Annotated in this window: 23 protein-coding genes and 1 tRNA gene; 11 read left to right on the top strand and 13 right to left on the bottom strand. The window is 38.0% G+C overall.

The features are described from left to right. Positions 1 to 17 precede the first annotated feature (17 nt). Positions 18 to 2,372: a tetratricopeptide repeat protein gene (locus ACM66U_RS10010; RefSeq protein WP_418640675.1), complete on the top strand. Its 2,355-nt coding sequence runs from the start codon at positions 18 to 20 to the stop codon at positions 2,370 to 2,372. 1 nt (position 2,373) lies between these two features. Here the strand turns inward: ACM66U_RS10010 and dapB are convergent, their stop codons facing one another. The 7 genes from dapB to trxA are packed head-to-tail and all read right to left on the bottom strand — an operon-like array spanning position 2,374 to position 6,855. Further along, positions 2,374 to 3,141, bottom strand: coding sequence for a 4-hydroxy-tetrahydrodipicolinate reductase (dapB, locus tag ACM66U_RS10005; RefSeq protein ID WP_346389611.1), 768 nt, complete (start codon positions 3,139 to 3,141; stop codon positions 2,374 to 2,376). 37 nt (positions 3,142 to 3,178) lie between these two features. Next, the gene (locus tag ACM66U_RS10000; RefSeq protein WP_418640674.1) at positions 3,179 to 4,432 is read right to left on the bottom strand and encodes a hypothetical protein; all 1,254 of its coding nucleotides are present in this window, start codon (positions 4,430 to 4,432) and stop codon (positions 3,179 to 3,181) included. Then, entirely contained in the window at positions 4,432 to 4,656 is a 225-nt protein-coding gene (locus tag ACM66U_RS09995; protein ID WP_418640673.1) for a hypothetical protein, read from the bottom strand. The genes ACM66U_RS10000 and ACM66U_RS09995 overlap by 1 nt, the downstream gene beginning before the upstream one ends. Next, on the bottom strand, positions 4,646 to 5,086 hold the full coding sequence (locus ACM66U_RS09990; RefSeq protein ID WP_346389608.1) for a hemerythrin domain-containing protein: 441 nt from the start codon (positions 5,084 to 5,086) through the stop codon (positions 4,646 to 4,648). Before ACM66U_RS09990 ends, ACM66U_RS09995 begins: the two co-directional genes overlap by 11 nt. Positions 5,087 to 5,096: 10 nt before the next feature. Beyond that, a complete protein-coding gene (gene trxB, locus ACM66U_RS09985) occupies positions 5,097 to 6,038 on the bottom strand; it encodes a thioredoxin-disulfide reductase (protein ID WP_418640672.1) in 942 nt (313 codons plus the stop codon). After that, positions 6,035 to 6,517 (bottom strand): hypothetical protein, encoded by a 483-nt coding sequence (locus ACM66U_RS09980; RefSeq protein WP_151899572.1) that lies wholly within the window; start codon positions 6,515 to 6,517, stop codon positions 6,035 to 6,037. Before ACM66U_RS09980 ends, trxB begins: the two co-directional genes overlap by 4 nt. Before the next feature lie 17 nt (positions 6,518 to 6,534). Beyond that, positions 6,535 to 6,855, bottom strand: coding sequence for a thioredoxin (trxA, locus tag ACM66U_RS09975; RefSeq protein ID WP_151899573.1), 321 nt, complete (start codon positions 6,853 to 6,855; stop codon positions 6,535 to 6,537). Between the two features lie 132 nt (positions 6,856 to 6,987). Between trxA and ACM66U_RS09970 the strand changes: the two genes are divergently transcribed. Then, positions 6,988 to 7,431, top strand: coding sequence for a globin (locus tag ACM66U_RS09970; protein WP_418640671.1), 444 nt, complete (start codon positions 6,988 to 6,990; stop codon positions 7,429 to 7,431). Here ACM66U_RS09970 and ACM66U_RS09965 read toward each other — a convergent pair. Beyond that, positions 7,428 to 8,207, bottom strand: a complete 780-nt coding sequence (locus tag ACM66U_RS09965) for a histidinol-phosphatase (protein WP_418640670.1) — start codon at positions 8,205 to 8,207, stop codon at positions 7,428 to 7,430. The genes ACM66U_RS09970 and ACM66U_RS09965 overlap by 4 nt on opposite strands. 73 nt (positions 8,208 to 8,280) lie before the next feature. On the opposite strand from ACM66U_RS09965, the gene ACM66U_RS09960 reads away from it, so the two are divergent. The 8 genes from ACM66U_RS09960 (at position 8,281) to recG (ending at position 15,773) form a co-directional block, all read left to right on the top strand. Further along, entirely contained in the window at positions 8,281 to 8,970 is a 690-nt protein-coding gene (locus ACM66U_RS09960) for a chemotaxis protein (RefSeq protein WP_418640669.1), read from the top strand. After that, complete coding sequence (locus ACM66U_RS09955; RefSeq protein ID WP_418640668.1) at positions 8,967 to 10,259, top strand: peptidase U32 family protein; 1,293 nt, start codon at positions 8,967 to 8,969, stop codon at positions 10,257 to 10,259. The genes ACM66U_RS09960 and ACM66U_RS09955 overlap by 4 nt, the downstream gene beginning before the upstream one ends. Positions 10,260 to 10,295: 36 nt before the next feature. Further along, the gene (gene purE / locus ACM66U_RS09950; RefSeq protein WP_151899578.1) at positions 10,296 to 10,793 is read left to right on the top strand and encodes a 5-(carboxyamino)imidazole ribonucleotide mutase; all 498 of its coding nucleotides are present in this window, start codon (positions 10,296 to 10,298) and stop codon (positions 10,791 to 10,793) included. A 23-nt stretch (positions 10,794 to 10,816) separates the two neighbouring features. Continuing rightward, positions 10,817 to 11,296, top strand: coding sequence for a DUF3972 domain-containing protein (locus ACM66U_RS09945; RefSeq protein ID WP_151899579.1), 480 nt, complete (start codon positions 10,817 to 10,819; stop codon positions 11,294 to 11,296). Further along, positions 11,293 to 12,150: a damage-control phosphatase ARMT1 family protein gene (locus ACM66U_RS09940; protein ID WP_346389604.1), complete on the top strand. Its 858-nt coding sequence runs from the start codon at positions 11,293 to 11,295 to the stop codon at positions 12,148 to 12,150. Before ACM66U_RS09945 ends, ACM66U_RS09940 begins: the two co-directional genes overlap by 4 nt. Before the next feature lie 9 nt (positions 12,151 to 12,159). Continuing rightward, positions 12,160 to 12,957, top strand: a complete 798-nt coding sequence (locus ACM66U_RS09935; RefSeq protein WP_346389603.1) for a hypothetical protein — start codon at positions 12,160 to 12,162, stop codon at positions 12,955 to 12,957. Positions 12,958 to 13,003: 46 nt separating this feature from the next. After that, entirely contained in the window at positions 13,004 to 13,888 is an 885-nt protein-coding gene (gene glyQ, locus ACM66U_RS09930; RefSeq protein ID WP_418640667.1) for a glycine--tRNA ligase subunit alpha, read from the top strand. Positions 13,889 to 13,961: 73 nt separating this feature from the next. Continuing rightward, entirely contained in the window at positions 13,962 to 15,773 is a 1,812-nt protein-coding gene (gene recG, locus ACM66U_RS09925; RefSeq protein WP_418640666.1) for an ATP-dependent DNA helicase RecG, read from the top strand. Positions 15,774 to 15,911: 138 nt separating this feature from the next. Here the strand turns inward: recG and hpf are convergent, their stop codons facing one another. The 5 genes from hpf to ACM66U_RS09900 form a co-directional block, all read right to left on the bottom strand. Beyond that, positions 15,912 to 16,445 (bottom strand): ribosome hibernation-promoting factor, HPF/YfiA family, encoded by a 534-nt coding sequence (gene hpf / locus ACM66U_RS09920; RefSeq protein ID WP_151899583.1) that lies wholly within the window; start codon positions 16,443 to 16,445, stop codon positions 15,912 to 15,914. 68 nt (positions 16,446 to 16,513) lie between these two features. After that, positions 16,514 to 17,014 (bottom strand): hypothetical protein, encoded by a 501-nt coding sequence (locus ACM66U_RS09915; RefSeq protein WP_151899584.1) that lies wholly within the window; start codon positions 17,012 to 17,014, stop codon positions 16,514 to 16,516. Then, positions 16,990 to 17,913, bottom strand: a complete 924-nt coding sequence (locus ACM66U_RS09910) for a type II secretion system protein (protein WP_418640665.1) — start codon at positions 17,911 to 17,913, stop codon at positions 16,990 to 16,992. The genes ACM66U_RS09915 and ACM66U_RS09910 overlap by 25 nt, the downstream gene beginning before the upstream one ends. Continuing rightward, positions 17,913 to 18,539 (bottom strand): type II secretion system protein, encoded by a 627-nt coding sequence (locus ACM66U_RS09905; protein ID WP_418640664.1) that lies wholly within the window; start codon positions 18,537 to 18,539, stop codon positions 17,913 to 17,915. Before ACM66U_RS09905 ends, ACM66U_RS09910 begins: the two co-directional genes overlap by 1 nt. Continuing rightward, positions 18,533 to 22,858 (bottom strand): Ig-like domain-containing protein, encoded by a 4,326-nt coding sequence (locus ACM66U_RS09900; protein ID WP_418640663.1) that lies wholly within the window; start codon positions 22,856 to 22,858, stop codon positions 18,533 to 18,535. Before ACM66U_RS09900 ends, ACM66U_RS09905 begins: the two co-directional genes overlap by 7 nt. 229 nt (positions 22,859 to 23,087) lie before the next feature. Here ACM66U_RS09900 and ACM66U_RS09895 point away from each other — a divergent pair. Further along, positions 23,088 to 23,163: transfer RNA gene (locus ACM66U_RS09895), tRNA-Phe, on the top strand.

The raw sequence follows: 23,163 nt of genomic DNA, 5'->3' as shown, positions 1-23,163 counted from the left end.
AACAAGGGGGAGAAAATTTGCTAAAATGGATACTCCTGGCCTTTGTTCTTACAAATTCTTTTGCACTTGAAATTTCCATAGAGAGTGCAAAAGACAACTTCATTAAATACTCTACACTTGATATTCGAAACACTGAACGCTTTACATGTAAAGAAATTAAAAATGATCTTGATACAGTTTTGGAAATTCGATGTATTTTTTTAAAAAGACCAGTGCGAAAACTCAAGCATATTCAAAATGATTTTTTTAAAGTAAATACAGTTTTTAAAGATGAAAAATTTATTGTTACAATCAAGCCTTTTTACAAAATAAAATTGATTCCGGAAATATTTGATCTCACAAAAGACAATGAAGTTTTTAATGCAAATGTAACATATTCAGACCATTGGAGTGTTCTAGGGTACAAAAAAACATTTCCTTTGTTTAAGCAGGAGGAAGCCTCTTCACTTGCATTGGATTTTCCTTTTTACCTTGACAAAGACAAACTGCCGTATGTAGGAAGTCTGGACCTGCAGGGAAACCCGGTATATATCAAAAATGTAGAAGATGTGAAAGAGTACTTGAAAATAAAAAAGTATTATAAACACAAAGAGTATGAAATGTGTCTTGAAAGTATAAATGACATATTGAATGATTATCCAAATACGCTTTTTAAAGCAGAGCTGCTCTATTATAAAATTAAAGTGTATGCAAAAATAAAAGACTGGGATAATGTAGTAAGTGTAGCAAAAGAGTTTTTAAGAGAATACTCTTCTGATGAGAATGTAGCAGAGGTCCTTTCCCTGGTAGCAAAAGCATATGCCAAACTCGGTGAAAATTCAAATGCTGACTACTTTTATGACCGATTGTTTACAGAACATCCAAAAAGTAAATTTACACAACTGGGATATATATACAAGGGAGAGATGCTTGAAGAGTCAGGTGGTACAAAACAAGCGCTAAAGTATTATAAAAAAGCATTGTATGAGACGAAAGATTTAGAGGTGGCAGCAAATGCCGCATACCATTTAGCCTCTTTGTATCTTTCTTACAAGCCAAAAGAGGCTTCGCAGTATGCGATGAAAATTATTCAGGCAGATCCTGGCTTTTTTATGGAAGATTTTAAAGCATCACAAAAGATGATGGAGGAATTTGCAAATCAGGGGTATTATAAAGTTGCTGCAGCTATAGCAGATACTTTGCTGCAGGAGATCGATGCCACATATGATGAATATGAAGAGTTGCTTAAAAACAAAGCTTTATGGCTTGCCCAAACAAAAGAGAAGAAAAAGGCTTTGGCCGCTCTCAATGAATATTTGAAAAAATTTCCTGACGGAGACTATGTGGATGCTGTTCAGGTTGCCAAAGACGCACTCTTTTTTGAAGTTTCTGATTTAAATACAACAGCAAAACTGGCAGAATTTGACAAGCTTATTCAAGAGTATCAAAACGATACTATAGGCAAACGTGCACTGTATGAAAAAGCAAAATTACTTTTAAAAGAGGGAAAATACAAAGAGGTGCTCTCTTTAAAAAAATCCCTGGAATCTCTGGATGGGACAGAGTATAAAGATATCCAAAAAATTATACAGGATGCTGCTATCGGAGAGATGAAACAGTCTCTGCGTAAGAAAAACTGTAAACAGGTTTTAATCATATCAAATGAATATAACATTACGCTTTCGGATAAATGGGATGACGGTATATATGAATGTGCGATGAAAGGCGGAGATTTTCAGCTTTCAAAAAGTATAGCACGTAAAAATTTAAAGTCCAAAGATTTGGATAAGCGAAAAAAATGGCTTTTTCGCTACATAAAAGTTGATTTTGCTACGGGAAATTACAGTGATGTACTGGATGCAGCCAAAGATTTAATTACTTTGATAGAAGATGACAAAAATTCAAAATACAAAGAGGTTTACAGATATCTGTTTGATACATATGAAAGATTAGAGCAAAAAGAGAAGATGATTGATGCAATGGCAAAAATCGAAGAAATCTTTGGCCTCGACTATAAAGATATAGAACGTTATGTTGCAATGGTAACACTCGGAAACGAACGACATGATGACAATTTGATAATAAAATATGCAAAAAAAGTAATGCAGATACAGAACAAATCAAATTCCTATGCGCAGAGTCCTTATGTGGAATTTGCACTGTACCAGGCATATATGGATAAAAAAGAGTACAACAAGGCTTTGGAAGTTATAAAATCATTGGATAAACTGGGACTAAAGCCTACATTACGTGCGCGGCAAAAATATCTTTTAGGCAGTGTACTTGATAAATTATGGAGAGATGATGCTGCGAAAAAAGCATATAAGGAAGCAATAGCCGCTGACCCAAAATCTTCCTGGGCCAAACTGGCAAAAAGTGCATTGGAACTTTAAATTAAAGTTCCAAACAGTCACTGATGCTGTAGAGACCGGCTTCTTTGTCTGCAAGCCATTTTCCGGCACGAAGGGCACCTTTGGAAAAAGTATTTCTTGAAGTTGCTGTATGGTTGAGTTCTATAAATTCTCCGTCATTGTAAAAGCCGACAGTATGACGTCCTACGATGTCACCGCCACGCAGAGCCATAACTGCTATTTCATCTTTGCTTCTTTCGCCGATGTTCCCGTCTCTGCCGCTGATGCGTACTTTGTCAAGATCCAATCCTCTTGCGGCTGCTGCTGACTGGCTGAGTGTCAATGCCGTACCGCTTGGGGCATCTTTTTTGTGTCTGTGATGCATTTCTACAATTTCTATATCAAAGCCTTCAAGGGCTGCTGAAGCCTGATAAACAAGTTTGTTCAGAAGTGCTACACCCAGGGACATATTTGTGGCATAAAGCACTGGCATTCGCTCACTTGCCTCTTTTAAAAGATTGAGTTGATGTGTATTGAGTCCTGTTGTTCCGATGACTAACGGTTTGGGAGTTTTCATTGCCTCTTCGAGAAGTATCTCACAGGCATCCGGTAGTGAGAAATCTATAATAATATCAGCCGCATGCAAAAATGCCTGCATATCAGAAGTAACCAGAACTGAAGGATCTATGGAAAAATCAAGTGAATTTCTGACAAATACTGTACTCAAACTCATTGCATCTGTTGTTTTTAAATCTTCTATTAAAAGTCTGCCAACTCTACCGCTCGCACCGAATACGCCTACTTTTATCATAATATATCCTCATTTTTTTTCTTATAATAGCAAAATATTACTCAAATACTACTTTCTTTTTCATATACTCATTGTAATACTTTTGCGCTTTGAGTATATTGAGCAGGAGCAGCAGGGACGAAAAGAAAAAGAGTATAGCAGCGGGTATTAAAAAAATACGCGAATAAGCCGTAAAAAGAAAAAGAAAAAAGGAAAGATAGTACAAATTGATCTGATACTGCATCTTTTTTTTTGGTATTACATTGCCCATTTCCGCATCAAAAACCATATTTGAACTTAAATGAAACCAGGTCAAAAAAGGGATGATTTTATAAAGCATTGCATTGATTAAGGCATATACAGCGCCAAAGAGAGTAAAAAAACCAATAGCAAAAGAAAGGTTTACATGTAAAATATTTGCACCTGTAAAAAGGAGAGACGCAAGAACAGCATTGCCCATGGCAAAATACCAAAGCTGGATGCTGGCATCTTTTCTTGCCCGTTTTCTTTTTCGTAAAATTTGTATACTCAACAGAGCAAAAATGATGACTGGTACGCAAAGCAGTATCTGTGTTAAAGTGAGAAGCAGCATTTTTTCTTGAAGTTGTGCATATGCAAATAAAAGTAAAAATACAAGTTGTGCAGGATAGAGTCTTTTTTGTAAAAATATCGGAAACTCTTTTGCAACAAAAAACATAGGAATAATTTTATATGATACGGAGACTATAAGTAAAAAGACCCAGCCAAAAAGCATAAAAGCAATATGAGTGTTTCCATAACGCAATGTGTCAACAAATCCAAAATGTCCAAGCAGTGCCAAAGCTCCAAACAGAGCTGCTGCAAAAAGAGCTATAAAAGAAGCTGCAAAATTTTGTACCAGCGTGTTTTTTTCCTGGCTGAGCAAAACTGTTTTAAAAGAGAGTATTGCAAAATAGAAAAATGTTCCGCTCAGCAATGTTCCTGCAAGATAGAGCAAGAGTGGCGTATTTGTGAGAAATCCAACAACAAAACTCAGAATTCCGGCATTTAAAGCAATGTGAACGATTGTTGCATTTTTTATGACATTTGTATAGGGTGTTGCCAGCATAACAGGCAACATTTGAAAGAGTGAGCCGAACATGACATGTGTGATAAAACCCAGAGTCAGCAGATGTGTCAAAGCAATAACTTCATAATCAAACCGTGAACCTATAGAAAATCCGTAGATTGCAATGGCTACTGAAAGAAGTATAAGATAAAAGGCACCACTGAGATAAAATTTTATTGGAATTGCATAAGGGGGTGCCTGTTCAAGACTCAGACCTTGAAACATTATTTATAAATCCTCATTTCAAATTCATTTGCATCCTCTTTGGTGATTTCATACTCTAAACCCAAAGCCAGGATGTTTTGAAAAAGCATTTGAGGGTTCATGCGATGTCGAAATATCAGCACTTCATCATCCTGTAAAATATTAAGAGCATTGATGGCCTCTACCAGAGGATAGGGCGCTTCAAGCTCACTGACATCCAGAATAATCTCTTTTTTAGTTTTCATAGTTTTGCAGTTTTTGAACGATTTCTTCTGCATTTTCTGCCAGGGCACTGTTCATCATGGTATAGAGCATCTGCTCTTCTTTGAGATTGTGCTGTTGCAGGAGAATATTCATGGATTCTCCAAGAGAAAAAGCTCTTTCTTTGTCTTTGGCATTATAGGCTTCATCCATTTTTTCAAAGAGTGATTTTGCCTGTGCATGCTCCATTCGCATAACATTTGTCGGTCCCATACTTCCCATCCCTGATTTTTCTTCAAGCATAGGAAAAAGATACTCCTCTTCCATTGTGAAATGCAGGAGAGTTTCATTTTTAAAGGCTGAATATTTGGAAAGAGCTTCGTCAAACTCTCCGCTTTCAAGAAAATCTTCTGCCTGCGTCAAAAGATGATCACACTCTCTGTGTTTACTTGTCATAAAATCTTTTATAGTCATATCGGTACTCCTAATTTAGTAATTCATCGACATATGAAATGGCAGAAATCGCAGCAACAGCGCCGTCTCCGGCTGCTGAAACAACCTGTTTCGGTGCTTCTATCCGTATGTCACCCGCAGCGAACAGTCCAGGAACAGAAGTTTTCATGCTTAAGGTTACAATAACCTGTCCCTGCTCATTCACATCACACAGATAAGTTCCGTCTTCTTGGATAAGTGTCTGATTATTGACATTGTTCCCCACAAACACAAAAACACCGGGAACCTGTATATCTTTTATATTTCCATCTTTGTCTTTGACTTTCAATCCGTTTACTCCGCTTGCATCGCCATAAACTTCATCAGGAACAGAGTTGAGTACAAGTTCTATTTTTTCATTTTCTTTGACTCTTTTTACTGTATTTGGTGCTGCACGAAAGCTGTCGCGTCTGTGAACAAGATAGACTTTTGTGCATATTTTTGCAAGGTATAAGGCTTCTTCAAGAGCAGTGTCTCCGCCTCCTATCACTGCCACTTCTTTTCCTTTGTAAAAAAATCCGTCACAGGTTGCACAGGTACTGACCCCTTTGCCAAAAAATTCGTCTTCTCCCCTGAAACCTGCACGGCGGGGAGAGGAACCGGTACAAACAATAACACTGTGTGCCTCAATGCTTGTTCCGTCTGATTTGAGTACATGAAAGAGATCGCCATCTTTTGTTATACGGTTTACTTCTGCCATATCATGTTTGAGTCCAAATCTTTGACACTGCTCGGGCCATGGCATCATCAGATCCATTCCGGTTATCTCACCTGTTACACCCGGATAGTTTTCTATTTCGGAACTCTGTGTAATCTGCCCGCCAGGCATACCTTTTTCAAACATTGTAACATTTTCAAGTCCGCCGCGTGTAGTGTATAGTCCTGCAGTAAGACCCGCCGGTCCCCCACCTATAATTGCACAGTCTAAAGTCATGATTTTATCTCCTCTAATTGGTCTAAATTGTCAAGCTTACGTATCATACTATTTTGCTTATAAAGGGAATCTTTTATTCTCTTTATGAAAAAAATAGATGGTGAGTTGTAGATATTGAAGCGCTGTATGAATTTTAAAGATGTGTTGGTCCCACTTCTTAAAAAAGTAGTTGTTTTTGTGTTTTCCCGGACCCTGTTATAGTAGTCAATGGCAAGTATCGGCAGGTTTAAATCTAAATTTGCAAGTCTGTTCATTGTGTGTTTATCTCTTGAAGAATAAAAAATGACGATATACTCTTCACTTACTGGCGTGAAAACATCATTTTTTTCATAATAAACGAACTCTTTAAAATTAATAAACTTATACTCTGAAAATTTGTAGTTGAAATAGGCAAAAGCACCTGCTATCATTGCAGCACCAAAGAAAGATGCTAGAAGAGTGGAAAGAGAAAAGAGGCTTTTGCCTCCCTTTCCGGCCACTTTTGAAGTCCTTGAAATTACGCTAAAAGAGCGTCAAGTTTTTCTGCAAGAGCCTGTTTTGACTGTGCGCCTACGATTTGGTCTACCATTTCACCGTTTTTGAAAAACATAATAGTAGGGATTGAACGAATACCGAATTTTACAGCAATATCCTGCTCTTCATCAGTATTGACTTTACAGATCTTAGCTTTTCCGTCATAATCTTCCGCCAATTCTTCAATAACAGGAGCAATCATACGACACGGCCCACACCATGGCGCCCAAAAGTCTACCAGAGATACACCCTCTGCAAGAGTTGCTTCAAAATTTGCACCAGTTAGTTCTATATATTTACCCATTAGTAAATCCTTTTTATTTTGTTTGTTATAAAAGTATTATACAAGTGCTATCATTAATCCAAACTTTAAATTTAGTTATAGCAATAATTTGTATAATTCTCTATAATGAACTACATGTAAAGGAAAAAAGTTTTGAAGTTAGAAATTACAGCTGGAAAAATTGATGTACGACCTCCTGTGGCAAAGCCTCATCCGGGTTTTTTTAATGAAGTGGGAGAAGAAAGGTTTAGAAAACTGGTGTTTGAGCATTATGAATCCATCAAGAGCAGTGATATTGCTTTTTTATTTCCTGTATTTGATGATGATGATTTTGCAGAGGCACAAAAACATGCAGCTGATTTTTTGATAGAAATTTCAGGTGGTCCTGATTATTTTACACAAAGCAGGGGAGAGCATCAAATGGTTGGGCGTCATGCACCCTTCCGCATAGATGAAAATGCGCGAAGAGTCTGGCTGAAACTTTACATTCCGCTTTTGAATGCGCTTGCAGAAGAAGGTATTTCTCCCAGGTATATAGAATCTTTTTGGAACTATTTGGATCTTTTTTCTATGTGGGTGGTGAATACGAAGAACTAAAACTGTAAAAACCTTCGCTCTCTGTTTATAAAGTAAGCACACTCTGAATAGCCGATATCTTTGGCAAGCTGTGTGACTTCTTTGTCAAACATAGCCACCTGTTCGGGTTTGTGGGCGTCAGAACTGAAAGTGATAGGTATATTGAGTTTATATGCCTCTTCGAGGAGTTCTTTTGAGGGATAAGCCTCACCGACAGGCTTTCTGTAGCCGGCTGCATTGATTTCCAACACCATGTCGGCATTTTTTATGGCATGCAAAGCATTTTTTGCTATCTCTTTGATGTCTTGCGTCGGCATAAATTTAAATACTTTTATAAGGTCCAGATGTCCGACAATGTCAAATAGTCTACTGTTGGCCATAGCCTCGACAGCATTGAAATATTTCTGCCATATCAGATTGATATCTTCATTTTGGTACTCTCCTATAAACTCCGGATTGTCAAAACCCCATTCGTCTATAAAATGTACAGAACCAATGAGGTAGTCAACATCGGCAGTGAGCACTCTTTTGTCCATATGCCCCTCAAGGTAGTCAACTTCATAGCCAAGCAAAACAGTAATCGTATCAGCATACTTTTTCTTTGCATCGAGAATGTCTTTTTCATATTTTTGCATCTCTGAGAAAGACATTCTGTATTTTGGATCAAAGTCCATAGGCGCATGGTCGGAAAAGCCAAATATTTTCGTATTGTTCCTGATGGCAGCATTGATATACTTGTCTATTGTGCCCTGGGCATGGTTACACAATGGTGTATGGTTATGGAGGTCTACTTTCATATTTGTTCTCGTATTATATAATTTATGCTATTATAGTGTGAATTAATAAATTATTCAATTACGGAGACTGTTTATGACGCAAGAAGAACTGGACGCCTTAATGAGCGGTGGTGTGGATATGGATGATATGTCTGAAGAGGATGAGCATACCCAAGATGATGAAAATTCGCAGGACAAGGAAGATGAATCTTCCAAAGACCCGATAACAGCAGGCATTGAAGCAGCCGAACTTCCGCTTCCTGCGACAAATGAAAACAAAATGGTGCATCAGCTTGACGATGTTACCAAAGAGAGTGAAGAAAAAGCGAGTGAGATTTTTGATATTATTGACAATATCAGCAGCAATTTGATGGAAAAAGAAGAAAGTCTCAATACAGTAAGTGAAATTCTTCATTCAAATATAGAATTGTTTACAAAATTGTGTGAAAAATTCCCTGATGTGCAAACCTTCCAAACACAGCTGGAAAAAAATGAAACAGCTCTGAATGAAATCAACGGTGTCATAGAAGTTTTGCAAGAGAGCGGAGATGCTATCATGAGTGTTATGGATATCATGCAGTACCAGGATATTCACAGACAAAAAATTGAGCGGGTTATCAATGTCATGCGTGCATTGTCAAAGTATATGAATACGCTCTTTGAGGGTAAAATTGATGATGACAAACGTGTCTCTTCCGCCACACACATTGCGGGAGACACGCACAACGAGCTGGCTTCTACAGATGATATAGAAGCGCTTTTGGAACAGTTTTCAAAACAATGAATAAAGTAGAATTGCTTTCCCCTGCAGGAACCCTGGAAAAATTAAAAATTGCACTAGATTTTGGTGCAGATGCCGTATATGGCGGAGTCAGTCATTTCTCACTGCGCATTCGCTCCGGAAAAGAGTTTAGTTTTGAAGATTTTGAAGAGGGTATCAAATATGCTCATGAACGCGGAAAAAAAGTTTATGCAACCATAAACGGATTTCCATTTAATTCCCAGCTTGATTTACTGAAAAAACATATTGTAAAAATGGGTGAACTGGGGCCCGATGCTTTCATCGTAGCGACACCGGGTGTGTTGAAACTGTGCCATGATCTGGTGCCCGATATGCCTCTGCATCTCTCAACACAGGCAAATGTTATGAATGTGCTTGATGCACAGATTTACCATGAAATGGGTGCGACACGCATTATTACTGCACGAGAAATTTCTCTGCGTGACTTAAAAGAGATTAAAGCGGCTTTGCCTGATTTGGAACTAGAAGTTTTTGTGCACGGTTCTATGTGCTTTGCCTACAGCGGGCGCTGTCTGATCTCAACCCTGCAAAGCGGGCGTGTGCCAAATCGCGGAAGCTGTGCCAATGACTGCAGATTTCCTTATGAAATATATGCGGCAAATCCGGAAACAGGTACGCTTTTTAAGCTTGAAGAAGAGGCGGGTATCGGTACCTATATTATGAATTCAAAAGATTTGAATTTGGCCTCGCATATAAAAGAGATTTTAGACAGTGGTGCTGTGGATTCCATCAAAATTGAAGGGCGTACAAAAACTGCCTATTATGCGGCCACTACAGCAAAAGCATACAGAATGGCAATAGATGACTACTATGCCGGAAAAATGGACAGTGCACGCTATCAGTATGAACTGCACTCTTTGCAAAATCGCGGATACACAGATGCCTATCTTGTCTCACGGCCGTTTGAAAAGCATGACACACAGAGCCTGGACTTCACCATGCAGCTTGGCACGCATCAGGTCAGCGGTGTTGTCAATGCCGAGGGCACACATTTTTTATGTAAATACAAAACATTTCCCGGTGATGAGATGGAAGTCGTTTTTCCTTTGGGCAGTGAAGTGGAAAAGGTTGATAACGATATAGGCTCGACATATGAAAGAGACGGGAAATTTTTTATGAAACTCAAACAGCTTAAAGCACAAAACGGAAAAATCTGGGAAGAAATTCACAGCGGCAATGTCAACCCTATAGAGTTGCCGACAAAATTTCCGCCCTATACATTCTTTAGAATACCGGCGAGTGCAGATATGAATACAGCTCCAAAAAAGTAATGCAGAGTGTTAAAATTAAAAGAAAGGTAAAATAATATGAAATTTGTATCTATAGTAATAGGCTCAAAAAGTGATTATGAAGTAATGAGATCGTGTTCTGACACATTAGAGGCATTTGGAGTCAGTTATGAGATGGTTATCTCATCAGCGCATCGTTCCCCTGAGCGTACAAAAGAGTACATAGAAGAAGCTGAAAAGAAAGGTGCGCAGGTCTTTATAGCTGCAGCAGGCATGGCTGCCCATCTTGCAGGTGTATTAAGTTCAAAAACCATCAAACCTATAATAGGCGTACCGATGTCAGCATCTGCACTGGCAGGCATAGATGCACTGCTCTCAACTGTGCAAATGCCTGCAGGTATGCCTGTTGCTACTGTTGCCATAGGCAAGGCAGGGGCTATTAATTCGGCATATCTGGCTATGCAGATACTGGCGCTTGACAATGAAGAACTCAGTATAAAACTCAAAGAAGATCGTATTGCAAAAGCAAAAAAAGTAGAGATGGATTCTTTAGAGATAGAAACTATTATAAAATAGCTACACAAAAGAGAGGTTTGGCAATGAAGTGGATGAGTGATGAGGAATACAGTCAACTGACGGGATTGGATATAACTTCTATTGAAGATTTGATTGAGAGGGGCAAATTAAGTGTAAAAATTGAAGACGGCATTCGTTACATTGATCCGTCAAAAGGTGCGACAGAAGCCGTTGTGCCTGCCAAACTTAAGGAACTTGCGAAAAAAAACACCCATGAAATGCTTGTTCAGCCTGAGTTCGTTGAAAAAACCATCGGGACTATCATCAATCTGCATGAAAAAGTTTTGGATGCAAAAGATGAAACACTCGAAGCCGTCCGGGTGGAAAATGAGTTTTTACGTGAAGCATTGGCTTCTTTGCAGGAACTCTATGATGAAGACAGAAAAACCATACATACTCTGCAAGAACAGCTCAAACTCTCACAGCAGGAAGTTGAATTTATGCGCCGCAAATATAAACTTATGTGGAACAAGGCTATTGATGAACATACTGGAAAAGCATGACCATAGATAATGAATGTGTCGGATGTATCATCAACCAAAGTGTGAAAGTCGCTGATGCAATTGGTGCAGATAAAACTTTAAAAAACAGACTCAGAACAATTGTGGAAAGCATGAGTAAAGATTTTTCTTTTTCAAAAACTCCTCCTGAAATTGCTGCAGATGTGTATGAAAAAATGTCAGAGATTGCAGATAAAAAAGACCTGTATGATGAGGTCAAAGAACTCTCAACAAAAAAAGCCCTGTCCTTTATTCCGTTTTTAAAAGAAAAACTCTTTACATGTAATGACAAACTTTTGACAGCCACAAAAATTGCTGTAGCAGGCAATGTTATAGATTTGGCTGCTCAGGTAGAATTTGATTTGCAGGAAGAACTTGAGAAAATCTTTCATACAGAATTTTCTCATAATGATTTTGAAGCGTTTGCAAAAGTATTGCAAACTGCAAAAAACATTGTAATTCTTGGCGATAATGTCGGCGAACATATTTTTGACTATTTGTTTATAGAGACTTTACAGGAACTCTATCCAAAACTTACATGTACTTATATGGTACGGGGTAATCCTATAATCAATGACGTTACATGTAAAGAAGCAAAAGAAGCCGGCTTTGAGAAACTCTGCAATCTGGTTGACAGCGGTGTCAATACTCCGGGATTTGTTTATGAACGTGCTGCAAAAGAGGCACAAAAGCTTTTTGATGAAGCGGACTTGGTGATAAGCAAGGGCATGGGAAATTATGAATGTCTCAGTCCAAGCCACAGAGATAATATCTGTTTTTTGCTCAAAGTAAAATGCAATGTTGTTGCCAACTCATTAGGCAAAGAAGTCGGTGATATAGTTTGTAAACTTGTATAAGGAATCAAAATGTTAAAAAAACTGACGATAGGTATGCTGTTAGTTAGTTCAGCGGTATTTGCAAAAGTAAGTTATGAATATGCCATAAATATTGTTGGTATGAGTATGGATTATAAAGAGTCCGAAAATGGAGTTTTTTTGGATAGTGAAGAATCAGATTTTGCAGATTTAAAAGGTCTAGAAATTCAATATAAATATATAAAGCAAACAGAAACTTCACAAGATTTTGATACGGTATCAATAAATATCATGGCTGTAGGTGGCAATACAGAATACAAGGGTGCATACATTGGTTCTAACCTTGGATATGGAAGTTTAGTAAGTATAACTTCAAATCAAATTTATGATATGGAAATAGATTTTGCACACACATATGAAGATAGATCTTCCTTTACAACTACTATCTCTCTAGGTGTTGGGTACAGATTTTGGCGCAGGAAGCTGTCAGCTCAACAAATAGAAGACTATACATGGTTTTCTCTTCGACCAAGTGTTTCATTTTCTTATATGTATTATGATTTGAGAATTGCCCCGAAATTTGAGTTTCAATATGGGTTAGGACCTAGAATGAGTGCTACAGGTATTAGTGATGATTTTAAGCTAGGTTCTGCAAATATTATGGAGTTTACACTGCCTATAAAATATGCAATTACACAAAAATTTTCTTTATATGCTGCATATACATATCAGTATCAAAAAATAGAGGAATCTAATGTTGTATATGATAATACAGGTACAGGGTATTTGGAACCGGAAAGTAAAGTATATAACGAATACATTAAATTTGGAATTGTTTTTAAATACTAAAAAAGTCTCTTTGGCTATAATAGCAAAAACAAATTGAAGGCAAAAAATGATTACTTTTAGCGAAATGTTACTCAAATTACAAGAATTCTGGATGAAACAGGGGTGCAATATTGTACAGCCTTATGATATTCCTGCCGGAGCAGGAACTTTTCACCCTGCTACATTTTTGCGCTCACTTGATTCTACGCCCTGGGCAACAGCGTATGTCGCTCCCTCTCGCCGCCCGACAGACGGAAGATACGGAGAAAATCCCAACCGTCTTGGTTCCTATTACCAGTTTCAGGCACTTATAAAACCTTCACCGGATAATATTCAAGAGTTGTATCTGCAGTCTTTAGAGTATTTGGGACTTGATGTTGCAAAACATGATATTCGTTTTATAGAAGACAACTGGGAATCTCCGACGCTCGGTGCGTGGGGGCTTGGCTGGGAAGTATGGCTCAATGGTATGGAAGTGACACAGTTTACCTATTTTCAACAGGTCGGCGGGATTGAGTGCGATCCGGTTGCAGTTGAAATCACATACGGAACGGAGCGTCTGGCAATGTACTTGCAAGGGGTTGATACGGTCTTTGACATCGTGTGGAATATTGCACCAGACGGCAGTAAAACGCTCTATAAAGATGTACACAAAGAGAGTGAAATAGAGTTTTCGAAATACAACTTTGAAGTAGCCGATACAGAAATGCTTTTTGCTGATTTTAACGCCAAAAGCAAAGAGTGTTTACGCACACTTGAGGCCGGTTTGCCTTTACCTGCCTATGATTTATGTATGATGGCATCAAATACGTTTAATGTTTTAGACGCAAGAAAAGCAATTTCACAAACAGAAAGACAAAACTATATTTTAAAAATTCGAGAACTTTCAAAAGGGTGCGCAGAACTCTATAAAGAACAGGAAGAGGAACGTATTAAAAGAGTAAATACTTAATTTTATTTCAATTTGTCATATTTTATAAAAGTTTTTTTCTTTTTCTTTATAATTTAGTTTGAAAAGGGAAATTATGAATTTATCAAAGGATGAAGAGGTAAAGTTTCGTAAGCTTGGAATTAATTCTGTTTTGGAACTTGCCTTGCTGGTGCCTCATACCTATGAAGATTACAGACTTCATGAAAAATTACTTCAACAAAAAGCACAGCTCATAGATGCGACGGTTGAGTCTGTCTATAAAGCCCCAAATTCTATTCAAATTACTTTTTTTGCACACAATCTCGGGCATACTGTCCAGGGAGTGCTTTTTCGCCCCAAACCTTACATGTTACATCAGTTTAAAGTAGGAGAGAGGGATTGTTATTACGGTGTTATAGACTGCAAGCAGGGGCACTGCAGTATGAGTATGCCAAAAAAAGTCTCTAAAGTGGGGATGATTACTCCAAAATATAAAACGGTACTCAGAAGCGATGTTATGCAACGGCTTGTACAGAATTGTCTTACAAAAGAAAACCTGTTACATGTAAAGCTGCGTGAAGATATTGCCGAGGAGCTGTTAGCACTCCATTTTCCAACAGATGAATTTTTACAAAATAAAGAGTACAGTGAAAAAACACGCAAAGCATTAAAATACACGGAACTTTTTTCCTATATGCAGATGTTAGCTGGAAAAAGGCGTTATTTTGAATCACTCTCTTCACAGGCACAAGAGTATACGCCATGGAGTAAAACGCTCCCTTTTGTGCTGACAGAAGAGCAGTTGAGAGCTATAGAAGATATTTATCAGGATTTGAAAAAAGATGTAGCGGCAAAACGGATGGTTGTCGGGGATGTGGGGAGCGGTAAAACAATGGTGATTCTGGCAGCTGCCTATATGAATATGCCAAACCGATCTGTCTTAATGGCTCCGACAACGATTTTGGCAAATCAGCTCTTTGAAGAGGCACAAAAATATCTTCCTCAACTTAAAGCTGCACTTGTAACAAATAAAACAAAAAAAACAGACTTGAGTCCTTATGACTTTATCATAGGAACGCATGCGCTTCTGTATCGAGAATTGCCGCAGGCTTCACTGATTATGGTGGATGAACAGCATCGTTTTGGAACTCTGCAAAGAAATATGCTTGAAAAATTGGTGACAGAACAGGCGTTAAAACCGCATTTTATACAGTTTTCAGCCACTCCGATTCCAAGAACACAGGCGATGATCGAGAGTGCGCATATAGATGTCAGTCTCATTACTACTACGCCTTTTACAAAAGATATTTGTTCAAAAGTCATTCACAGAAATGATTTTCAAGCATTGCTCTTACATGTAAAGGCGGAAATTGCAAAAAACAATCAGGTTTTACTTGTCTACCCTTTGGTGGAGCAGAGTGAAGCTTTTGATTATCAGAGTATAGACGAGGCACGGGGCTACTGGGAGAAAAATTTTAAGAATGTTTATGTGACTCATGGAAAAGACAAAGACAAAGAGCAGGTACTGCTTGATTTTAGAGAAAAAGGCGACATATTGATAGCGACTACAGTTGTAGAAGTGGGTATATCTTTGCCTCGTCTGAGTACGGTAGTAATAGTTGGAGCAGAGCGTTTGGGGCTTTCAACGTTGCATCAGCTTCGTGGAAGGGTGAGCCGTACCGGTTTAAAAGGCTACTGCTTTTTATATACAAACAAAAAAAAGTCTGAGCGTTTAGATGAATTTATACATACCAAAAGCGGATTTGATATAGCAAATTTGGATTTGAAGTTTCGAAAGAGTGGTGATCTGCTCAAAGGAATTGTACAAAGCGGGAGCCGGTTTAAATGGGTGGATTTTGCGCAAGATGAAGAAATAGTTAAAATGGTAAAAAAAGATTTAAAAGCTGTTTCTAAACCTAAGTGTTAACCTGGGTCTTAGTCTTTAAAGACACAAAGCCCGCACTGAAATACGGGTTCCTAAAACCCCTGGAACCGGTACTTCAGTGCCGGCTGTAACAACTTCTTTGTTATTCAAAGCCCGCGCTTGAAAGTACGGGTTTCGGGTTTAATAGAGCCCGAATTTTTTGTTCCCCATTTTAAAAAGAACACGTGTTTTGTTTTCATTGTCTAAAAAGATTTCAAATGTTTTATCACTGTTTTTAAGATCTTCTAAAACATCTTCGACTTCACGAGGCTTGTAGAGTTCAAGTTCTACCGGAATGATTTCATCTTCCATTGCTTCTGCAGCAGCTTTTACATCGACTTCTTCCGCTTTGACTTCATTTAAACCGACTTTTTGATGGTCTGTTACTTTGTCATGGAGACGACGAAGTGATTTTTGTGCTCTGTTGGTTGCAAGGTCAATAGCAGCATAGGCATCCTCATCATTTTGCTTGATTACTATAGTATTTTTATGTGCAAGATTGATGACAAACTCAACAATAGCGTGTTCTTTGCCCTTTTTTGTCTGTGTAGAGACAACAACATTTACCGAAATAATATCTAAATTAAATTTTTTTAGTGTTTCGATAGAAGCTGAAATATGCTCTTTTAAAGCATCAGTAAGTTCTACATTTCTTCCTGTCATGCTGATATTCATGATTAAATCCTTTTTTATTCTATTGGAAAAAAATTATACCATTAAAAAGTTTAATAAAAAGTACGAATCTATAATTTTTGCAGAGTTCTTTTGAAATATCTGACAGGTTCACTGGCAACTGTTGTATCATTTACATCTACAGTTACATCCATAAGGACAGAACCGTTTTGTTCGGGTGTGGTAACAGTTGTATAGAGTATGCCTCTGTTGGCAGCAGGTATAGCATTGCAAACAGCTTGTGCTTCATTGACTAAAGGTGTATTTGGATCATCATAATATATGTATTGTAGTTTGATTGTTATATTGTAAAGTGTGTCTTGCGTGAATGTTGTATCTAAATCAGTACAAGGTGGAGTTTGCGAAATCCGCAAAAGTGCATATTCTGCTGCACTGTGCGCAAGAAGTACAGACTGCTCATACAGATAGACATCTGTCGTGCGTTTGGTTGTTTGGGAAGTAAGAGAAATGGCTAAAGCCATTATGGTTGCAATAATGACAATAACGGCAATCGCCATAATCATGGCAATACCTGAACGCTTCCCTTTTAAAATACTGTTTTTTCTTTGCATAAAGAGTACTCCTCTGCCAAGTCTGTTTTCGTGCATACCTGAATCTTCATAATAGAACCTATAGCGGTAAATCGGAAGGTACTGACATTTTGCATAAGTAATGATTTGTGGAGGCTGTCATTGTTGTCATCATATTGTTCTCCCTGCCATGGCTGATAATTGTGATATAGATATAAATTACCCATTTTTGTAGTTGAATTATAGTCTTCCATAGCTACGGCATAGGCAGTCCATGCTAATTTGTAATACTCGTAAATATCGACACCGCTGAAGTCTGTACCTGTAGAAGATGTAAACTGTGTCGGTTGTCCGGCTACACTTTGGACAGGGTGCATAGCACCTTTTTGGGCATTTATTATCGTTGTATTTGTATCCCATCCATAGCCGGTACGGATGTCACTGTCTGCCCCTGTAAAGAAGATGGCGCTGTCATTTATTCCTGCAGTACCACTTGAGAGTATAGCAATTAAAGTATTTGTTTTTGTGGTATTAGTTTCCGGAGATACCAATGTATTGCTGTTTCCTGCATCCAGATCTATAATGCCACTCCAATTAGGAAGATGGATTGCAGTGGTATCCGAAATACCGCGAAAGCCGTCCGTATCACTGCCAATCCATTCTAACACTGCATAGGTTTTTGAATTATTTACGTCTCCGATCGGATCAAAATTTTTATTTGCTTCTCTGGCAATCACAGAATCCTTTATGCGACCTTCGAGCCGTTTTGCTATGAGTTCAACCGCAGCTTCACTGTTTGACTGGAGTTCATGATTTATTTTTGAAAATATAAAACTGTTATAGGCCTGTGCCAAAAATTCCACGCCGAATTTTCCTATAATTCCCATAATGACAATGACAAATACTAATTCAAGCATAGTAAAAGCAAAACGATTTTTCATTAATAGGACCTTTTATAGTAGTCTATGCCGCCGATATTTGCAACATAGGTAAATAAAGAAGTAACAACATTACCTTCTTCATCTTTAACTGTAATGGTTAATTTTTTCATATTAGGTCTTTGAATTCCGTCAAATACAGGGTTATAGCTGATGACAAGTGAAGAGTTAAAGTCTTGCTTGTACCCTTCCTGCCCCGGTGTTAAGTTTAAAAATATATTTCTGTATCCATGTGCTTTGTCTTCAACTGCATCAACGTCCGGGTTGGTATTGGAATGGGGTGCTGTTTGATTTAAATTGTTTAAACATTTTCTATGAAGCGGTTCCAGAATATGTCCGGGTTTTAATCGGTAGCGTTGACTGGATTGATTGTTTTCACATAAGCCGTCGAGGTTTATAACCTGACTGACAGTTGTACTTGCGTTTTCATCTATGGAAGCTTCGTCCCATTGGGCAGTTGTTGCTTCATTGAGTTCTGTTGCTGCTGCAAAAATGGCTTCTTGCAGCAGATTTGAATCAATTCCTTTTGAAATGGACTGATTCATCATTGGCAAAGAGATGACAGTAATTGCAATCACGACGATGGCAAAAATAAGCTCTATGAGCGTAAAAGCGCTTTTTTTTACCACATAAGTCTCCTGTTGGTATTATCAGAAGCATTTTTATTGGTTGTGGCATTTGTTTCATATATGCCGGCCCAGTTTGCATTAGGATTGACAAAGTCTACCTGAAACTCATTGGTTGCGGCATTGGCATTGTATTTGTTATAAATGAGCCAGCCTGAGGCATTGTTTTCCATTGTTGCCTTGTACGGATATCCGCTGCTTCCATTGTAGTGTACTCCAATATAGTCAGGATGATTTCCGTTGGCTTCTCTGGTAATACTTACATTGACACCATTCTTTTGCACTGTGGCTGTTTGTGCAGCCGTTCCTGCATCGCTAGTATGGTTGGTGTTGACAAACCAACGCGGATCGTCTGTTGATGTTGAACTGTTCCCGTCTTGAAGTAATGATTTGTTACATGTAGCTCCGTTGCAGAATACTTCATAGTATACAGAAACATTGCCGTCAGAACCTAAAACAGTCTGTCTCGGTGCATTTGTACGCCCGTAATAGTGCCTGACGGGTATTGTCGAATTTAAATCTTTAATCCCTCTTGTTGTCTTGCTGTTTATAAGGTCAGCATTAAAAGTACAATCAGCTACCGCATTTGTACAGTTGACCTGATACTTTATAAAGGTGAGTGTTGTCGGATTGACAGCAGTGTCTTTTTCTCTCACATAGTTCATATTTAAGCGTGTCTGCATAGTACCGTTTAAATTTTTAGGAAAATATGTTTGAGCAGTTTGAATGCGTATGTCATTAGACTGCAGTGCGGGATTTGTTTCTGTAAGATTGATATCCAATGCATTTATAATACTGCCACTCGAATTAATGTCATGAAAACGTATTCTGTAGGGAACATGATTCCCCTTTGAGTCATTCAAGTCTCTGTTGCTTGTAGAAATGTTTATATCCAAAGGTACTGCATAACATTGGTCTACAAAGTTTGAAAGGGTGACATTGTTTTCACCTAAAGCTGTAATGCTCCCGTTTAAATGGTAGGACATATTCTCATCCAGTGTATTGTTAATGTCTGCCATATAGATATACGGTGTGGTGCCTGGCACAGGAGTAAACAGCAAGCCGATAGTAGGAGTAACAGCTGTTCCTCCTGCAGTTGCATTGAGATCAAATCTGTAAGGGTGATAAAATACAAGCATATCCTGAAAATCTTGGGAATAGTCATTATTATGATGCACCGAAGATATGTTACAACCATTCTTGGAAGCAGAACTTTCATCTTCGACTGCAGATGAGTTTTGTATACAGTCCGCTCCTGTTTGAAAATACGGAGCTGTATGATGATCAAGATAGAGAGAATCAACCGCTGTCCATTTTGTATCAATAATATGAAGTTTGTATGATCCGACATTGTTCCATGTTGTGTTCGTTTCTGCAACACCATTGACAAAAGGATGTTCGAGTGTAATATTGCTTTCATCGTTACAAACAAGTGAAGAAGTTCCCTGCCATGTCATATTTGCATCAAGACTACTTGTGGTGTAACCGAGGACAGGTGTATTGTTAAGATGGTCCGTTGCATTCATGGTCAAGAGGTAATTGTACCCCGCAGCCAAGTGGGCAGTTTTTATATTACTGCCGTTATTGTCTATGATAAAGCTTTGCTGTAACGGATTTGAGTGATTATAGTCTGTAAATTTAAAAGAGTAGCTTTCCGGGCGAATGGCAAAGTTGTCTCTTGAACAGATGCTTTTCGTATTGTTGTTTTCATCTGTATAAATAATTCTAAAGGCCGCATTTTGAGAGGCTTTGGAAAAGACTGCTGCAGTACGCATTGCATCTTTATCAATACTGACGGTTGTATCATTAATATTAAAGTGTGTGCTTACAGGCGTGCCTATTACAATACTGTTGTCAGGATCTGTACAGGTTGCATTGGTATAATGAAAACCTGACATATTTACCATTGTAATATTGACATCCTGTGCCTTGCTGACAGCTTTTGATTTGTTTAAATCATTGGGATCCATTGATTCTAATAAAAAGTTCCCCACTCTGTTGACGACCTGTGTTGGAATATTAAAATAATAGTAAGGATCATCACTCTTTGTTTCTCCGGCTTGAACAATATTGAAAATATCTGGAACCGGTTCGTAGCCTGGAGTCGGCTGGCAAGGATCCATGTCACTTAATTTAGTGCTGTATGTCCCTAATCCAATACCGTCAACCGTCAAATCATAGCGAAACTCTATGTCAACCGGTACTTCTGAAAGAGTACTTTGATTCAGGTCTAAACTATAGTAGAGATAAAAATAATCCAAACTTCCAAAGCTACCAATAGGGATGTTCTTAACATAACTTTTGTCCGATGCAATATCTAAAATATTATCATCAATATTTGTCACAGTGGTATCTGTTTTAGCTATTTTTGTCGAGTTTAAATGATAAACGGCTTCTTCAAGGTTTAGTATATCTATGTTCAAGTTGTTAATAGTAGTGTCAGAATTTTCTCTGTTTCTGAAATAGACTTTAAGGTCAAGTGGTGTACTTTTGTTGAAAGTTCCATCAATAAGTGCAGGTTTGATACTTGGTGCTGTAGTATAGTATCCATTTTGTCCATAGGTGTAGTCATAACAGATATCAAGGGTATAAAGGTTTGTTGTGAAAACAAACATACTTGGGTAGTATGAATCTCCACTTGATGTAAAGCGTACTGTAGCACTGGTGTCTTTGTATCCTAGCAAGTCTGCTCCGGATGTACCGATATCTATATTTTGAATATCTATACCAAAATTGTTTGTTAAGCTTGGCTCTTTCTCAAATCCGCTGGTATGTGAGTACATGACATTGTTGGAGTTTCCAATTTGAGAGCCGTTAAAATAGAGTTCATCTCCAGTATAGGCTATATCCCCTTCCCCTGCAAAGAAAGAAAAAGTAGAGTTGATATCTCCTGCTTTCGGGGTTAAAAAACCGCTTAAATCTATGGTCTCTTCTCTGTTGTATGATGAAATGTTAGTATAGCCATCAAACACAGTAATGTTACGAAAGCTTTCACTGCTGTCTTTATATATAACAACAAGTGTCCATGCTCCAAAATAGCCCAAGGATGTATCTTTTCCTTCGCTAGCCTTGATATTTGCACCTGTCCACCAGCCGTTTATCTCACTCCCTTTTTTTCCAATGAGAGCATTGACGGTACTAAAGGTTGAATAGGTGTAGCCAACCCACTGTAAGGAATCAATCACTTCCGGATACAGCGGGAAAAGAGTGTTGTCCGGTGCTATAAGGTACATGGGCTGAGAGTTGAGATCTGCTCGAACTGTTTCTAGCGATTCATTTGTATATCCTTGGGCATAAAATCCTGCCCACACTACCTCTGCATTATCCGGAATACCGCTTATTTTTGCTTTTGAAGCATTGGTGAAACCATCTACCTCTTTAATGTAACTTAAAGTAGTGTCATTGTTTGGATCAGAGGTTTCCTTGCATTGACCATTACTGTCTTTTTCACACAGAACAGTGTTCCCGATGATTTTGACATTACCTCGAATATTTCTGGTGTCATCCGGATTTCTAATGGTAAAAGGACGACCATCTGAAGTCTCGTTTGTATCACTTTTGCATTGTGAAAGTTTTCCACTGTATGTCGTGCCGTCTTTTGTATATGTTGCCAATAAATCATAATCGTTACTGTTTAAAAAACTAAAGAGTGATTCAACATAAGCGCTTTTTGAATTGTTTGATATAAGTGTTTGTAAATCATATGTGACACCACTGTTAAAGGCTGTAAAAGTATTGAAAAAACTCAAATCACTTGTTTGTGAACATGTTTCACTGCCGTCACCATCTAAAACATCACAGTTTGAAAAAGCTGAAAAAAGCGAATCAGATGCCAGAACTACCTGTACATCAGATAAATTACCATTTGAAATATTTCTGATAGGAATAGTTGTTTTGCTGAGAACATTTATAAATCCAAAATTTAGTCCACTGACTGAGATACTGTCATAACAAATGTCATTGGCAATTCCATTAGTAACGATTGGAGTTGTGCCTTGTACAGTAATAGTAACTGTTGCAGTTCCCTCGTTCCATCCCAACCACCACCATCTCATAGTATATGTGAATGTATCAGTTCCCACATAGTTTGCATCTGGAGTATATGAAAAGTTGCCATTTGTATAAAAACTTGAAATTGTTCCATGGGACGGAGCTGTATATGAGGTGACCTGCTTGTATAATCCTGAATCATTTGTTAAAACATTTTCATTTAGAAGGGTGTTTTGATCCGTTGTAAAAGTATCATTAATTGCTTCGGCAAAGGCAAAAACAGGTAAAAAAATAAATAAAAGTATTACAGATTGTATTTTAAAATTTTTCATAATAACCCTTTTTGAAAGTAAAAGTAAAAAAAGTGCACCAAAAATCAGGGCTCACCCTCTCTCTTTGCTTAATCTTACTTAATTGTAGCACTTTTTTTCAAGATTATTCTGAAACAGCTGCAAAGGAGACTGATTTTGATAACTTTTTGATGTGAATTAATGTTTCACATGTCAGTATAAGCTCAAATTTAGTAAGCGTCTGATAATATTTCATTTCTTTTAAACAAATGGCCTGTTAGCTCAGTCGGTAGAGCAAGTGACTGAAAATCACTGTGTCCTTGGTTCGATTCCGAGACAGGCCACCA

The organism is Sulfurimonas sp. ST-27 (assembly GCF_048081595.1).
Lineage (GTDB): Bacteria > Campylobacterota > Campylobacteria > Campylobacterales > Sulfurimonadaceae > Sulfurimonas > Sulfurimonas hydrogeniphila.
Note: the sequence above shows the minus strand (reverse complement) of the source record. Positions and strands in the feature narration are given on the sequence as shown.